The 15,187-nt window shown below is 61.9% G+C and carries 16 protein-coding genes; 12 read left to right on the forward strand and 4 right to left on the reverse strand.

Annotated elements, in window-relative coordinates; translation table 11 throughout:
• Nucleotides 1–14: 14 nt before the first annotated feature.
• Nucleotides 15–374, reverse strand: coding sequence for a nuclear transport factor 2 family protein (locus PZN02_RS08310; RefSeq protein WP_280661103.1), 360 nt, complete (start codon nt 372–374; stop codon nt 15–17).
• Nucleotides 375–508: 134 nt separating this feature from the next.
• Here PZN02_RS08310 and xylA point away from each other — a divergent pair, with 134 nt between their 5' ends.
• The 8 genes from xylA (at nt 509) to PZN02_RS08350 (ending at nt 9,653) form a co-directional block, all read left to right on the forward strand.
• Nucleotides 509–1,819 (forward strand): xylose isomerase, encoded by a 1,311-nt coding sequence (gene xylA / locus PZN02_RS08315; RefSeq protein WP_280661104.1) that lies wholly within the window; start codon nt 509–511, stop codon nt 1,817–1,819.
• A gap of 256 nt (nt 1,820–2,075) precedes the next feature.
• Nucleotides 2,076–3,128 (forward strand): sugar phosphate isomerase/epimerase family protein, encoded by a 1,053-nt coding sequence (locus PZN02_RS08320; protein ID WP_280661105.1) that lies wholly within the window; start codon nt 2,076–2,078, stop codon nt 3,126–3,128.
• 157 nt (nt 3,129–3,285) lie between these two features.
• A complete protein-coding gene (locus PZN02_RS08325; protein ID WP_280661106.1) occupies nt 3,286–4,470 on the forward strand; it encodes a Gfo/Idh/MocA family protein in 1,185 nt (394 codons plus the stop codon).
• Nucleotides 4,471–4,675: 205 nt separating this feature from the next.
• The gene (locus tag PZN02_RS08330) at nt 4,676–6,049 is read left to right on the forward strand and encodes a GH1 family beta-glucosidase (RefSeq protein ID WP_280661107.1); all 1,374 of its coding nucleotides are present in this window, start codon (nt 4,676–4,678) and stop codon (nt 6,047–6,049) included.
• 432 nt (nt 6,050–6,481) lie between these two features.
• Nucleotides 6,482–7,561 (forward strand): methionine ABC transporter ATP-binding protein, encoded by a 1,080-nt coding sequence (locus PZN02_RS08335; protein ID WP_280661108.1) that lies wholly within the window; start codon nt 6,482–6,484, stop codon nt 7,559–7,561.
• Nucleotides 7,551–8,216 (forward strand): methionine ABC transporter permease, encoded by a 666-nt coding sequence (locus PZN02_RS08340; RefSeq protein ID WP_280661109.1) that lies wholly within the window; start codon nt 7,551–7,553, stop codon nt 8,214–8,216. Before PZN02_RS08335 ends, PZN02_RS08340 begins: the two co-directional genes overlap by 11 nt.
• A 39-nt stretch (nt 8,217–8,255) precedes the next feature.
• Complete coding sequence (locus tag PZN02_RS08345; protein ID WP_280661110.1) at nt 8,256–9,032, forward strand: MetQ/NlpA family ABC transporter substrate-binding protein; 777 nt, start codon at nt 8,256–8,258, stop codon at nt 9,030–9,032.
• 213 nt (nt 9,033–9,245) lie between these two features.
• Nucleotides 9,246–9,653, forward strand: coding sequence for a GFA family protein (locus PZN02_RS08350; protein ID WP_280661111.1), 408 nt, complete (start codon nt 9,246–9,248; stop codon nt 9,651–9,653).
• 78 nt (nt 9,654–9,731) lie between these two features.
• On the opposite strand, the gene trhO is transcribed toward PZN02_RS08350, so the two are convergent.
• The 3 genes from trhO to PZN02_RS08365 all read right to left on the reverse strand — a co-directional run bounded on the left by trhO (nt 9,732) and on the right by PZN02_RS08365 (nt 12,158).
• Complete coding sequence (gene trhO, locus PZN02_RS08355; protein ID WP_280661112.1) at nt 9,732–10,676, reverse strand: oxygen-dependent tRNA uridine(34) hydroxylase TrhO; 945 nt, start codon at nt 10,674–10,676, stop codon at nt 9,732–9,734.
• A 103-nt stretch (nt 10,677–10,779) separates the two neighbouring features.
• Nucleotides 10,780–11,688, reverse strand: a complete 909-nt coding sequence (locus PZN02_RS08360; protein WP_280661113.1) for a CHAD domain-containing protein — start codon at nt 11,686–11,688, stop codon at nt 10,780–10,782.
• On the reverse strand, nt 11,685–12,158 hold the full coding sequence (locus PZN02_RS08365) for a CYTH domain-containing protein (protein WP_280661114.1): 474 nt from the start codon (nt 12,156–12,158) through the stop codon (nt 11,685–11,687). The genes PZN02_RS08360 and PZN02_RS08365 overlap by 4 nt, the downstream gene beginning before the upstream one ends.
• Before the next feature lie 201 nt (nt 12,159–12,359).
• Here PZN02_RS08365 and PZN02_RS08370 point away from each other — a divergent pair, with 201 nt between their 5' ends.
• The 4 genes from PZN02_RS08370 to PZN02_RS08385 all read left to right on the forward strand — a co-directional run bounded on the left by PZN02_RS08370 (nt 12,360) and on the right by PZN02_RS08385 (nt 15,156).
• On the forward strand, nt 12,360–12,998 hold the full coding sequence (locus PZN02_RS08370; RefSeq protein ID WP_280661115.1) for a 2-dehydro-3-deoxy-phosphogluconate aldolase: 639 nt from the start codon (nt 12,360–12,362) through the stop codon (nt 12,996–12,998).
• A 281-nt stretch (nt 12,999–13,279) separates the two neighbouring features.
• On the forward strand, nt 13,280–13,987 hold the full coding sequence (locus tag PZN02_RS08375) for a tellurite resistance TerB family protein (RefSeq protein ID WP_280661116.1): 708 nt from the start codon (nt 13,280–13,282) through the stop codon (nt 13,985–13,987).
• Nucleotides 13,988–14,132: 145 nt separating this feature from the next.
• Nucleotides 14,133–14,831 carry a GNAT family N-acetyltransferase gene (locus PZN02_RS08380; protein WP_280661117.1) on the forward strand — a complete coding sequence of 233 codons (699 nt, stop codon included), beginning with the start codon at nt 14,133–14,135 and terminating at the stop codon, nt 14,829–14,831.
• A gap of 109 nt (nt 14,832–14,940) precedes the next feature.
• A complete protein-coding gene (locus tag PZN02_RS08385; protein ID WP_280661118.1) occupies nt 14,941–15,156 on the forward strand; it encodes a hypothetical protein in 216 nt (71 codons plus the stop codon).
• Nucleotides 15,157–15,187: the final 31 nt, after the last annotated feature.

Genomic DNA, 15,187 nt, shown 5'->3' on the forward strand with positions numbered 1-15,187 from the left:
CATCCGACCGTCGCTCATTGCGCCGGGATCTTGTCGAGGAAGCCGGTCACCTGTTTCAGCCGGCCATCCTCGATGAGGCCGAAATCCGTGCCCTCGATGACAGAGGTTCCGTTCGGCCCGAGCGTCCAGGAAAAGCGGATCGTGTCGGCGAACCCGTCCGGCTTGCCCTTCAGGGCGAAGCGGAAGCCGGGGAACTGACGCTGGACACCGGCAATCAGCGTGTTGATCGCCTCGTGGCCCTCGCCCTGCATGACCGGGTCGCGATAGCCGATCTCCGGTGTGAACGCCCTTTCGACAAGCGTGCCGCGCTTTGCGGCATCGGTCTCGTTCCAGGCGGCAATATAGGCTTCGGCAATGTGATCGAGGTCGTGCATCGGAATTCTCCCTTCGCTTTGCGTTTCGATGGGCCGACTGTCGGCGATCGAGGGAATGAAACCAATTACCTTCCACGTAATGGCCGGCCGCCGCTTGGCGCCGGCGATCCATCATCCATGAGAGGAGCAAGACCGTGAGCACCGGATTTTTCGGCGACATCGCCAAGATCAAATACGAGGGTACTGAGAGCACCAACCCGCTCGCCTTCCGCCATTACAACCCGGACGAAATCGTTCTCGGCAAGCGGATGGAGGATCACCTTCGCTTTGCAGTCGCCTATTGGCACACCTTCGTCTGGCCGGGCGGCGATCCGTTCGGCGGCCAGACGTTTGAGCGTCCCTGGTTCAAGGACACGATGGATGCCGCGAAGCTGAAGGCCGACGTCGCGTTCGAATTCTTCGAGCTTCTCGGCGTGCCGTTCTACTGCTTCCACGACGCGGACGTGCGTCCGGAGGGCAAAAACTTCGCCGAGAACACAAGCAACCTCGACGAGATCGTCGACTATTTCGCAAAGAAGCAGGCCGAAACCGGCGTCAAGTTGCTCTGGGGCACCGCGAACCTCTTCTCGAACCGGCGCTACATGTCGGGGGCGGCGACCAATCCGGATCCGGACGTTTTCGCCTTTGCCGCAGCGACGGTGAAGACCTGCATCGACGCGACCCAGAAGCTCGGCGGCGAGAACTACGTGCTCTGGGGCGGACGCGAAGGCTACGAGACCCTGCTCAACACCGATCTCCAGCGCGAACTCGACCAGCTCGGCCGCTTCGTCAATCTGGTCGTCGAGTACAAGCACAAGATCGGTTTCAAGGGCACGATCCTGATCGAGCCGAAGCCGCAGGAGCCGACCAAGCACCAGTACGACTTCGACGTCGCCACGGTCTACGGCTTCCTCAAGAAGTACGGCCTCGAGAACGAGGTGAAGGTCAATATCGAGCAGGGCCACGCGATCCTCGCCGGCCACTCCTTCGAGCATGAGCTGGCGCTCGCCAATGCGCTGGGCATCTTCGGTTCGATCGACATGAACCGCAACGACTACCAGTCCGGCTGGGATACCGACCAGTTCCCGAACAACGTTCCGGAAATGGCGCTTGCCTATTACCACGTGCTCGCGGGCGGCGGCTTCAAGACCGGCGGCACCAATTTCGACGCGAAGCTGCGCCGTCAGTCGATCGACCCCGAGGACCTCTTGATCGGCCATATCGGCGGCATGGATTGCTGCGCGCGTGGTCTCAAGGCGGCGGCGAAGATGATCGAGGACAAGGCGCTCTCCGCCCCACTCGAAAAGCGCTATGCCGGCTGGAACGTGCCGGAGGCGAAGAAGATGCTCGACGGCGGCTTCTCACTCGACGAGATCGAGGCCTGGGTGCGCAAAGCCGACCTCAATCCGCAGCCGAAATCCGGCAAGCAGGAATTCTTGGAGAACGTGGTCAACCGCTACGTCTAATCGCTGCGAGCGATGGGCGCTCCTGCACGGGGCGCCCACCCGCTCAATCCAAAACATGGCCATGCGTTTGGTGGTGACCGAAAATGCGGCTTGCATGTCACGTAGAAGCGGGATTGCCCCTCGTGAAAAATCTGTTAGCTTCGGCCTCCTGCAACGTTTCAGGTCTATCAGCAATCGCGAAAATTTGGTGCAGCCGCACCTTTTTCCAGCAACCGGCCCTACGCGCCGGAATCGTGATCCAGGGAGGAAAATCGGGATGAAGACCATCAAGGGCCCAGGGCTTTTTCTTGCGCAGTTCGCCGGTGATACGGCTCCGTTCAATTCCTGGGAATCGATCACCAAATGGGCCGCCGACTGCGGCTATAAGGGCGCGCAGATTCCGAGTTGGGACGGGCGGCTGTTCGACCTGAAGAAGGCTGCCGCTTCCAAGACCTATTGCGACGAGATCGCCGGCAAGGCGCGTGATAACGGCATCGAAATCACCGAACTCTCGACCCATCTGCAGGGCCAGCTCGTCGCCGTGCATCCGGCCTATGACGAGGCTTTCGACGGTTTCGCCGCACCCGAGGTGCGCGGCAATCCGAAAGCGCGCCAGCAATGGGCGGTGGAACAGGTGAAGCTGGCGCTGACGGCATCCCGCAATCTCGGCTTGAACGCCATGGCAAGCTTCTCCGGGGCGCTCGCCTGGCCTTTCGTCTATCCCTGGCCGCAGCGTCCCGCGGGGCTCGTGGAAACCGCCTTCGACGAGCTCGCCCGGCGATGGAAGCCGATCCTCGATCATGCCGAGGATTGCGGCGTCGATGTCTGCTACGAGATCCACCCGGGCGAAGACCTGCACGACGGCATCACCTACGAGATGTTCCTGGAACGCACGGGCAATCACGCCCGCGCCTGCATGCTCTACGATCCGTCGCACTACGTGCTGCAGTGCCTGGACTATCTCGACAATATCGACATCTACAAGGACCGGATCCGGATGTTCCACGTCAAGGACGCGGAGTTCAACCCGACCGGTCGGCAGGGTGTCTATGGCGGCTACCAGAGCTGGGTGAACCGCGCCGGTCGCTTCCGCTCGCTCGGTGACGGCCAGGTCGATTTCGGCGCGGTTTTCTCGAAGATGGCCGCCAATGATTTTGCCGGCTGGGCCGTCGTCGAGTGGGAGTGCTGCCTGAAGCACCCGGAAGACGGCGCACGGGAAGGCGCTGAGTTCGTCAAGGCGCACATCATCCGCGTCACCGAAAAGGCCTTCGACGATTTCGCCGATAGCGGAACGGACGAGGCAGCGAACCGGCGGATGCTGGGGATCTGATTTTCTGCCCCTCACCCTAGCCCGCTCCCCGCAGGCGGGGAGAGGGGACTTATGAGCTCCGCGGCTTGCCCCTTCTCCCCGTCGGAACGGGGAGAAGGTCGCGGCAGCGGGATGAGGGGCAATTGCTGCGGCAAACACTTCAGGAGAGGAAAACAGAATGGCTATAGAGGGAAGCAGCACGGAAAGTCGTCAAAAGCGCATCCGGCTCGGCATGGTCGGCGGCGGTTCCGGCGCCTTCATCGGCGCGGTCCACCGCATCGCGGCAAGGCTCGATGATCACTATGAGCTGGTGGCCGGCGCGCTGTCGTCGACGCCGGAAAAGGCACAAGCCTCCGGCCGCGAACTGGGTCTCGATCCGAAGCGCGTCTATTCGGACTTCAAGGAGATGGCGATCCGCGAGGCGAAGCTCAAGGACGGTATCGAGGCGGTTGCGATCGTGACGCCGAACCATGTCCATTACGCCGCCGCTAAAGAGTTCCTGAAGCGCGGCATCCACGTCATCTGCGACAAGCCGCTGACCTCGACGCTTGCCGATGCGAAAAAGCTCAAGAAGGCGGCGGACGAAAGTGATGCGCTGTTCGTGCTGACGCATAACTACACCGGCTATCCGATGGTTCGCCAGGCACGCGAAATGATCGCAAACGGCGATATCGGCGCCGTCCGGCTCGTGCAGATGGAGTATCCGCAGGACTGGCTCACCGAGAACATCGAACAATCGGGCCAGAAGCAGGCGGCGTGGCGCACCGATCCGGCGCGGTCCGGCGCCGGCGGCTCCACCGGCGACATCGGCACCCATGCCTATAATCTCGGCTGCTTCGTCTCGGGGCTGGAACTCGAGGAACTTTCCGCCGATCTCGACAGCTTCGTCAGTGGGCGCCAGCTCGACGACAATGCCCATGTGATGATGCGTTTCAAGGCGAAGGACGGCGCGCGCGCCAAGGGCATGCTCTGGTGCAGCCAGGTGGCACCCGGCCATGAGAACGGCCTGATGATCCGCGTCTACGGCACCAAGGGCGGCCTCGAGTGGACGCAGAAGGACCCGAACTATCTCTGGTACACGCCGTTTGGTGAACCGAAACGTCTGTTGACGCGTGCCGGTGCCGGGGCGGGGCCGGCCGCAGCCCGCGTCTCGCGCGTGCCCTCCGGCCATCCGGAAGGCTATCTCGAAGGCTTCGCCAATATCTACTCGGAAGCCGCGCGGGCGATTTTCGCCAAGCGCAGCGGCGAGAAAGTGGATGCCGCCGTCACCTATCCGACGATCGACGACGGCATGAAAGGCATGGTCTTCGTCGATGCCTGCGTGCAGTCCTCGAAGCGCAACGGCGCCTGGATCAAGGTCTGACCTCGGCTGCCACACCAAGGGCGGGGGCAACCTCGCCCGTTTTCGCGGTTGACATTTGCCGGTGTGGGTTTAGGCCACCTTCGACAACGAGAGCCGGATGAGGAAAAGCGCATGCAGTTTTCCGCCGGCCCCCGCTCTATCCGATGAAACGAAATGCAGCGGCGTCGGTTTCGGCGTCCGGCTGCGCAGACGACGAGACGGAACAATGATCGAAGCCAAGAAACTCGCAGAGCGCTTTCCGGGCGACTTTGTCTTCGGAGTAGCAACCGCATCGTTCCAGATCGAGGGGGCCAGCAAGGCGGACGGACGCAAGCCATCCATCTGGGATGCCTTCTCCAACATGCCGGGCCGCGTCTTCGAGCGCCACAACGGCGACGTTGCTTGCGATCATTACAATCGGTTGGAACAAGATCTCGACCTTATCGAGAGCCTGGGTGTCGAGGCCTATCGCTTCTCGATCGCCTGGCCGCGCATCATTCCGGAAGGCACCGGACCGATCAACGAGAAGGGACTCGATTTCTACGACCGGCTCGTCGACGGGCTGAAGGCGCGCGGCATCAAGGCCTTCGCGACGCTTTACCATTGGGACCTGCCGCTTGCGCTAATGGGCGACGGCGGCTGGACAGCACGCACGACCGCTTACGCATACCAACGCTATGCCAAGACCGTGATCGCCCGCCTCGGCGACAGGCTCGATGCGGTCGCCACCTTCAACGAGCCCTGGTGCTCGGTATGGCTCAGCCATCTCTACGGCGTTCACGCGCCGGGTGAGCGCAACATGGATGCGGCGCTCGCCGCGCTCCACTTCACCAATCTCGCGCATGGCCTTGGCGTCGAGGCGATCCGGTCCGAGAGGGCGAGCCTGCCGACGGGCATCGTCATCAACGCGCACTCCGTCTATCCCGACAGCACCAGCGCCAAGGACAAGGCCGCGGCCGAACGTGCTTTCGATTTCCACAACGGCGTCTTCTTCGGCCCGATCTTCAAGGGCGAGTATCCCGAAGGCTTCCTGGCAGCACTCGGCAGCCGCATGCCGCTGATCGAGGATGGCGACATGGCGACGATCTCGCAGCTGCTCGATTGGTGGGGTCTCAACTATTATACGCCGATGCGGGTTTCCGATGATCCGTCCGAGGGGGCGGAATATCCTGCAACGGTCAATGCCAAGCCGGTCAGCGACGTGAAAACGGATATCGGCTGGGAGGTCTATGCCCCGGCGCTCGGCTCGCTCGTCGAAACGCTCAATGCCCGCTACAAGCTGCCCGACTGCTACATCACCGAGAACGGCGCCTGCTACAACATGGGTATCGAGAACGGCGTCGTCGACGATCAGCCGCGGCTCGACTATATCGCCGATCATCTGTCGGTTACCGCAGATCTGATCGCCGAGGGCTATCCGATGCGCGGCTATTTTGCCTGGAGCCTGATGGACAATTTCGAATGGGCCGAGGGCTACCGGATGCGCTTCGGCATCGTCCATGTGGACTACGAGACGCAGGTCCGCACGATCAAGAAGAGCGGCCACTGGTACAAGGAACTGGCAGAACAGTTCCCGAAGGGCAACCACAAGAGCGCATAAGCCCGGATCGGGCGGTGCGACGCCCCACAGTTCTGCAATCACATTCGCCGCTGCCACGGGGCGGCGGCGAACTTCGTCCTCTTCCCAAAAGAGCAACCTTTTGCGCGCCGCCTTGTCGTTTCGGAAAAATTTGCCTGTGAAAGCGGCCGGGCAAAAGCCATAAGAAATGTAGATTGCCAGCATGGCAGCCATGCTCGCAACGACGTTGAACTGACCGGTTGCCTGATGATAGAGAGTTGCTCCGTGTTTCGAATGCGTTGTCGAATGTCGGCCTGATAAAGTGAGACGCGGGATGCGGATAGAAACCGCGCCCGTCCCGTCCCAACGCATTTTCCGTCCCGGCAGCGCCAGGGATAAGAGTTTCGAACCTCCGAGAGCTTACATGTATCCTGATCCTATCGCCAAGTTCCCTCCTTCGGAGGTGACCGGACTATGACCGCTACCGTTGCCAAGCCCTTGTCCGATGACGTCTCGGTCGCCTTCAAGGGCGTCTCCAAGCGCTTTGCGGCGTCCGGCGAAAGTGGTGCCTTTACCGCGCTCAACAATGTCGACCTCAACGTCGGCCGCGGCTCCATTACCGGCATCATCGGCCGCTCCGGCGCGGGCAAATCGACGCTGATCCGGCTGGTAAATGGCCTCGAGAAGCCGTCGAGCGGCAAGGTCCTCGTCGATGGCGTCGATGTGGGCGGGCTTGACGAGGCGGGCTTGCGCAATCTCCGGCGTTCGGTCGGCATGATCTTCCAGCATTTCAACCTGCTCTCCTCGCGCACTGTTTTCGGTAACGTCGCGCTGCCGCTGGAGATTGCCGGCGTGGATCGTCGTGCGATCGAAGCGCGTGTGCGGCCGCTTCTCGATCTCGTCGGCCTAGCCGACAAACACGCCCGCTACCCGGCCGAACTCTCGGGCGGCCAGAAGCAGCGCATCGGCATTGCGCGTGCGCTCGCGACCGAGCCGAAACTGCTGCTTTCGGACGAGGCGACATCGGCGCTCGACCCGGAAACGACGCAGTCCATCCTCGAACTCTTAAAGCGGATCAATGCCGAACTGGGGCTGACCGTGCTCCTTATCACCCATGAGATGGAAGTGGTGAAGGCCGTCACGTCCGATGTGGCCGTCATCGACAGGGGCGAAATCGTCGAACGCGGCCATACCTTCGATGTCTTCACCCATCCGAAGCACGAAACGACACGGGCGCTCCTGTCCGGCCTGCCCGGCTCGAAGCTGCCGGATGCCGTTGCGCGTGGCCTGAAGCCGGCGCCAAGCGCCGGCGACCGTGCGGTGGTGCGCCTCACCTTCTTCGGCGCGACGGCGGAACGGCCGCTGATTTCGCAGCTCATCAAGTCGGTCGGGGCCGAGGTCAACATCATTGCCGGCACGATCGACGAAATTGGCGGTAAGCCCTATGGCTCGCTCGTGGTCGCCTATGCGGCGGACGCCGAGACGTTGGGCAGGGCAGAGCGCTTCTTTACCGAGAACGGACTGGTCACGGAGGTGCTCGGCTATGTCGCCTGATCTTCTGCTCCTCATCGCCGAGGCCACGTTCGACACGTTGCGTATGGTGGCGATTGCCGGCCTCATCGGCTCGTTGGTCGGCCTGCCAATTGGCATTTTCCTCGCGACCAGCGGCAACGGCGAATTGTTTCCGGCGCCCAATATCAACCGCATCGTCGGGCTGATCGTCAATGCCACGCGCTCGACGCCCTTCATTATCCTGGTCGTTGCGATTATCCCCTTCACGCGTCTCATCACCGGCACCTCGATCGGGACGAAGGCGGCGATCGTGCCCCTGACCATCGCGACCATTCCCTTCTTTGCGCGGCTGGTCGAGGCGGCAATCCGCGACATCGACAAGGGGCTGATCGAGGCTGCCCGCGCCATGGGCGCGACCCCGACGCAGATCGTCTTCAAGGTGCTTCTGGCCGAGGCCCGTCCGGCGCTGACGCTGGCGCTTACCATGACCATCGTCAGCCTCATCGGCTATTCGGCGATGGTCGGGGCCGTCGGCGGCGGCGGCCTCGGCGATCTCGGCATCCGCTATGGCTATCAACGCTTCAGGCCAGACGTGATGCTGATCGTCGTCGTCGTGCTGGTCGTGCTCGTTCAACTGGTGCAGAGCGCGGGAGACCGCCTGGCCCGCCGCTTCGACAAACGCAGCCGTAAGAACTGATCCTCTCCCAAGACATCAAACAGCGACAAGGAGATTTCCATGAAAAAGCTCATTCTAGCCGCGGCCTTCGCCGCCCTTGCGGCCGGCACCGCACTCGCGGAAACCATCAAGGTCGGTGTGACCCCGGGCGAGCATGCCCAGATCATGGAGAAGGTGAAGGAAGTCGCCGCTCCCAAGGGCCTCGATATCGAGATCCTCGAATTCTCCGACTATGTGGTTCCGAACCAGGCGCTCGCCGATGGCGAACTCAACGCCAATTCCTTCCAGCACCAGCCCTATCTCGACAACCAGATCGCCGATCGTGGCTACGATATCGTCAGCGTGGGCCTGACCATCACCACGCCGATGGGCGTCTATTCTGACAAGGTGAAGAGCCTCGATGAGCTGCAGGACGGCGCGACGATCGCTATCCCCAACGATCCGACCAATGGCGGCCGCGCGCTCCTGGTTCTCGCGTCCAAGGGCCTCATCAAGGTCAATCCGGATGTCGGGCTGAAGGCCACCCCGGCTGACGTGACGGAAAATCCGAAGAACATCGAGTTCGCCGAACTTGATGCGGCCCAGCTCCCGCGCTCGCTAGCCGATGTCGACGCGGCCGTGATCAACACCAACTACGCGCTCGAGGCCGACCTTCATCCCAAGGAGGACGCCATAGCCATCGAGAGCGAGAAATCTCCTTACGCCAACGTCATTGCAGTGCGCGCCGCGGATAAGGATGCACCCTGGGTGAAGACGCTCGTCGAATCCTATCATGACGACAGCGTCAAGGCCTTCATCGTCGATACGTTCAAGGGAGCGCTTATCCCGAGTTGGTAAGCCTGGCCGTTGAACGCAGTCATGAACCGCGCGCCGCAACCTCGGCGCGCGGTTTTTCTTTGACCGCGAGAGCCGCTTCGCTATCCTCTGCAGCGCCGTGCGTCTTTTCAGACGCACCAAGGACGCTGCAGCACTTTGAATTGCTGCATGTTTTGCCCTTCATCGGCTCCGATTTCAGGAAACATGCAGTAGGCAGTTTGAGGAGGACATGAGATGAGCGGCATGAAGGGTGGGTGCCTCTGCGGCGCGGTAAGATACGAAGCCAAGGGTTCGCCGCTCTATTCCGGCTTCTGCCATTGCCGCGACTGCCAACGGGTCACGGGTACCGGTCATTGCTGCTATATGATCTTCTCGCGCGCCAACGTCGATGTCACCGGCGAACTCCGCGCGTACGAGAAGCTCGCCGAAAACGGCAATGTGACGATCCGCTACTTCTGCCCCGGCTGCGGCAGCCAGATCTTCGGCTCCGGCCCGCCCGACGATGACCGATGGACGGTCTATGCCGGCACGCTCGACGATACATCGCTATTTAAGCCAACCAATGCGGTTTTCACCCGCAGCCGTCCGCATTGGGATCGGTTGGCCGTTGGCCTGGACGAGTACGAGACGCTGCCGAGCTGATTGGCGCGAGGAGTGATTGCTGAGCGGGAGGGGGGTGCCTCGTTACCGCTCGGCCTGAGCCCACCGGACTGAGACGCGTCAGCTTCCGAGATGCCGCTCGCCGCGCTTCTTCGCCAGCGTGATCTGCCTCTGCCGTTGGCGGTAGCGCTCGCGGTCCTCGTCCGTGCGAATCTCATGACAGTGGATGCACGAGACGCCCTCTTCGTGGAGGGGGGACAGCAGGTCTTCCGGCGTCAGCGGCTGACGGCAGGCGTGGCAGAGCGTGTGCTCGCCTTCTTCCAGCCCATGGGTCACGGAAACACGTTCGTCGAAGACGAAGCAGGCGCCGTCCCAGAGGCTCTGCTCTTCCGGGACCTCCTCGAGATATTTGAGGATGCCGCCCTTCAGATGGTAGACCTCTTCAAAGCCCTGCTCCTTCATGAAGGCCGTCGCCTTCTCGCAACGGATGCCGCCGGTGCAGTACATCGCGATCTTCGGCTTGTTGTGCAGGCCGGTGTTGTTGCGCACCCAATCCGGAAACTCGCGGAAAGACTTGGTTTTCGGATCGACGGCGCCGCGGAAAAGGCCGATTGCCGTCTCGTAGTCGTTGCGCGTGTCGATCACCAGCGTATCGGGATCGGAGATCAGCGCGTTCCAATCCTTCGGCTCTATATAGGTGCCGACCACCTTGTTGGGGTCGATGTTCTCGACGCCCATGGTGACGATCTCTTTCTTGAGCCGCACCTTCATGCGCAGGAACGGCATAGCCGAAGCGCGGCTTTCCTTGTGTTCGAGGCGGGCGAATTCCGGCTGGGCGCGCAAGTAGGCGAGCACGGCGGCTATGCTCTCGTCGGAGCCGGCAATCGTGCCGTTGATGCCCTCATGGGCGACGAGCAGCGTGCCCTTCACGCCATTGGCGTCGCAGACCGCCTGCAGCGGTTCGCGGAAATCGGCGAAGCGCGGGAGCGAAACGAAATGATAAAGCGCTGCCACCAGAAACTGGCCCTGTGTCTCCGGGTGCGCGGTCGTGGATATGTCGGTCATGGGCTCCGCAAATACAGCTTTCACGCTTCAAGCGCAATCGCGGAGGCCCGCGCGAATTGTCCAGGTGACCGGCAGTCGAGTGAGACGCCGATATTCGCCGGCTCTAATGCCCGGCTTCGCGCCAGAGCAGTGCAATTGTCCGGCTTTCGTTCTTCGGCTTATCTTGGAAGACAGCCGCCGCCCGTTGCCGCGCCTCCGCTCTCAGCGCCTCTTCCCGCGTGATGATCGCGGAAATGAGGTGCGCCTGGTTCTGGCTTCTGCCGGCAAGTCCGGGTTCCTCGTTGATGAGCGATGTCAGCGTGGCGAGGTCGTTCAGATGCCCGAGCACATCGACGAGCGCCTTGGCCTCGGCTCTCTTTGCCTCCATTGCCGACAGCCAGGCCGCCCGCATCAGTGCCAGTTGCAAGCGGTAGTCCTGAGTTCGCTTGCGCAATTCGTGAAAAAGCGCGGCGTCAGTCCCCGTTTCGCATGCCTCTTTCGCGCGCGCGGCGCGCTTCAGCGTGCGCCGCCAGCCCTTCTTCAGTCGGGCGACGGATTTTTGTTTGCCGTCATCGAAGGAAACCTGTTGGAGGGCGGCAAGCGCCTGCTCGCAATCGACAATCGTCGCGGCGATCTTGCCCTCTATATCCGCCTCGGTCTCCGCAATCCGGTCGCGGCGCTCCGCCAGAATGGTGTAGATCTGGTCGAGGGCCGCAGCCTGTTCGTCGCTATTCGTTTGCCCGCGCAGATAACTGATGTTCTCGACCAGTGCAGCAGCGTCGCGGACGGTCGAGAGGTTTCGCGCCATGGCGCGTATGCGGGCGTTTTCCTGTTTCTGGAAAAGCGGCGCATCGCAAGCAACCAGACGGTAGAGTGAGCGCAGGCGCTTGAAGTTCTTGCGGGCGTCGTGAATTGCCTCGTGAACGCCTTGCGGTCGTTGCTCGAGCACCGCCACCGCCCGCTCAATCTGTTCGGCCCCGACGGCGCGAAAGTCCTCGGTGAACGGCCGGCCAGGATTGAACGCATAACTCATGATTGCGCTTCCAGCAGCCCCTCTGTAGCAAGCGCCTGGTTGGAGTAGCGGCGGTCTCCAGTAATCTCGCGACCCAGCCATTGCGGCAGTGCGGGCAGATCCGTTTCGCGCTTCATCTCGACCTCGGCGACGACGAGCCCTTGGAGCGCCCCTTCGTAGACGTCGACTTCCCAGGTGAAACCCTTGTGCGGCACGCGATAACGTCGCTTCTCGATAACGATGCCGACCGCCTGGGTCAGCAGCTCGCGGGCGTCGTCCATGGGCAGATCGTATTCGTATTCGTTGCGAACGAGCGCCGACTTGCCGATCTTGATGGTCAGCCGAGCCCATTTGCTGCCATGGATCCGCACGCGTACGGAGCGGTCATCCATGGTGACGATGTACGCCTGCTGGAGTTTTATGCCCTTGTCCGCATGTTCTTTCCAACCGCTGGATGCGACCAGGAACTTGCGTTCTATCTCCTTCGCCATGGAATCCCCGCCATATAGAGAGGTGGACCGCGGATAAGTTATCGTTTTATTGCCAAGGCTCAAGCCATCTCGTTGTTGTCGATGATGTTTTATTTTCCGCTGCTATAAGGCGAGGATGTGTTCACGACCTTCGGTCTCGACAAGGACGACCGGGGGGAGTATGCGAAGCGCAACATTCAATCGTTTTAAAGGGTGACCGGCATGAGCGCTAAAACCGACAAGCTTCTCTCCATCCTCAAGCTGCAACCGGTGGTCCCCGTGCTGGTCATCGACGATGCGGCAACCGCCGTGCCGCTGGCGCGGGCATTGGTCGCCGGCGGCCTGAAGGCGATCGAGATCACGCTGCGCACGCAGGGCGCGCTGGAAGCGATCCGCGCGGTCGCCGCCGAGGTCGAGGGCGCCGTCGCCGGTGCTGGCACGATTCTCAATGCCGCACAGTTCGAACAGGCGGTGGAGGCAGGATCGCAGTTCATCGTCAGCCCCGGCACGACCCAGGAACTGATCGACGTCGCCAACGATCACGAAGTGCCGCTGCTGCCGGGGGCGGCGACGGCGAGTGAAGTCATGGGGCTGCGCGAGGAGGGCTATCAGGTGATGAAGTTCTTCCCGGCCGAGCAGGCCGGAGGCGCTGCCTATCTGAAGTCTCTTTCCTCGCCGCTCGCCGGCACTTTGTTCTGCCCGACCGGCGGCATCTCGCTTGGCAACGCACGCGACTATCTCTCGCTGCCGAACGTCGTCTGCGTCGGCGGCTCCTGGGTGGCGCCGAAGGATCTGGTGGCGAAAGGCGATTGGGCCGGCATCACCAAGCTTGCCGCAGAAGCCTACGCCCTCAAGGGGTGAGCCTACTGCATGTTTCCTTAAATCGTAGTCGATTTAAGGATAAAAACATGCAGCAATTCAAAGTCCCACAGCGACCTTTGCGCGTCTGATAAGACGCGCGGCGCTGTAAGGATCATCCGAGACGTGTAACGGCCGGGCGTTTGCCCGGCTTTTTCATCTTCAACGTGAATTTGTATTTTCCTCGCCACGTTCCTATGTCTCAATCCGCCGACAACGACGCGGGGGCGGGAGAGCATTTTTCTTGCTTTGCCGTCGCGCGGTAACCGAAGAGGAGCGAAGTCATGTTCGACGCGAAGAAGTTGCTGGACCAGTTCTTGGGTTCGCAGGTGCCGGGCGCCGGCGGCACGGTCCGCGATCGGGCCGGCCAGGCGACGAAGCTCGCCAAAGACAATCCGCTTGCCACAGGCGCGATTGCGGCGGTTCTTCTCGGAACGAAATCCGGCCGCAAGCTCGCCGGTAACGCCGCCGTACTTGGTGGCCTCGCGGCGGTCGCCGGGCTTGGCTATCAGGCCTACAAGAACTATCAGGCCGGCAAGGCGCCAGCCGCCGAACCGGCTTCGCAGTCGACACCGGAGCTCCTGCCGCCGCCGACCGAATCCGGCTTCAGCACCGCGCCGGGAGCCGTGAGCAATGATTTTGCCCTGATCCTGGTGCGCGCCATGATCGCCGCTTCGCGTGCTGACGGCCATATCGACGATGCCGAGCGCGGACACATCATGGACAAGCTGTCGGTTTCCGGACTCTCCGCCGACGCAGCCGCCTTCCTCGAAGCGGAACTCGCCAATCCGGTCGATCTCGATGCGATCGTCGCTGCCGCCACGACGGAGGAGCAGCGCGTGGAGATCTACACCGCGTCGCGCCTGGCGATCGAGCCGGAGAGCCGGGCGGAACGCGGCTATCTCGATCTGCTCGCCGGCCGTCTCGGGCTTCCCGATGCGCTCGTCGATCACATCGAGGCGACGGTCTCGGGGGCCAAGGTCCCCGCGTGATCCGGCGGCGGGCAAACGGACAGCACCGGGGGAGCGGGATCGCTCCCCTCCCATTCGTTCCGCTTCATGCGTCCATCACCAGTTTGAATTTGTAACGGCCAGGCGTCTGTCCTATTGCAAAGGCAAATGGACGCGGGAGCAATCGATGCGTGATCTTGCCAATTGGAAGGGATGTCCGGCGCCGCAGCCGGTTCTTATCGAGGGGCGATATGTCAGGCTGGAGCCCTATGATCGGGCGGCGCATCTCGAGGCGCTCTGGCACGACGCCTTCGGCGGCGTGGCGATCAACCCGCTCCTGAAATATTTCACCCAGGACGATTTTTCCAGCATCGGAGATTTCGACGCCTGGCTCAGCGCGGTCCAGGAAAAGTCCGGGTGGATCACAGAGGTCTTTCGCGACAAGGCGACCGGCAAGGTCGTTGGCATGGCGAACTACATGCGCGCGGATCCGGCCAATGGCGTCGTCGAAGTCGGTGGTGTCGCGCACGGGCCGGCCATGGCGCGCTCGCCGCTATCGACGGAGGCGCACTATCTCATGGCCAGGCATGTTTTCGAAGATCTGGGTTATCGCCGCTACGAATGGAAATGCCACAGCGAGAACCAGCCGAGCCGCAACACGGCGGCGCGCCTCGGCTTCACGTTCGAAGGCATTTTCCGCCAGCATATGATTTCGAAGCACGCCAACCGCGATACCGCTTGGTTCTCGATCATCGACGGCGAATGGCCGCTCATCAAGGCCGCCTTCGAAGCCTGGCTGTCGCCTGAAAACTTCGATGGCGACGGCCGTCAGAAGCGGCGCCTCGAGGATATTCGCGCCGACCTACAGCGCCGCGCGTCTAGTTAGGCGCGCATAGGTCGCTGTAGAACTTTGAATCTCTTTAAACTTACGCAATTCCGGACGGAAAACCGTTACACACTTTTCCTGGAATTGCTCTAGCGGCAAAGGAGCGAGCTTGAAATCGCCTGAGAAAAAGGAAAGATCTGCCGCGATCGCGGCGGCGGTCATTCTTGCCGTCGTCGCCGTCGGCTTCTTCGCCTTGCCGTCGATCATGCTTCGGCTCGGCGACATTTCGCCATGGCTTGCCGCGGCCTTTGGCGCTCTCTTCGTCCTCGGCTTCTTCCTGATTTTCTGGCTGCGCGCCCGTCATCAGCGCAGGAAAGGGCAGTAAAACATCCAAGTTTTGGAAGTTAGGCAAGCTT

The sequence above is a fragment of the Sinorhizobium garamanticum genome, from assembly GCF_029892065.1.
Classification (GTDB): domain Bacteria; phylum Pseudomonadota; class Alphaproteobacteria; order Rhizobiales; family Rhizobiaceae; genus Sinorhizobium; species Sinorhizobium garamanticum.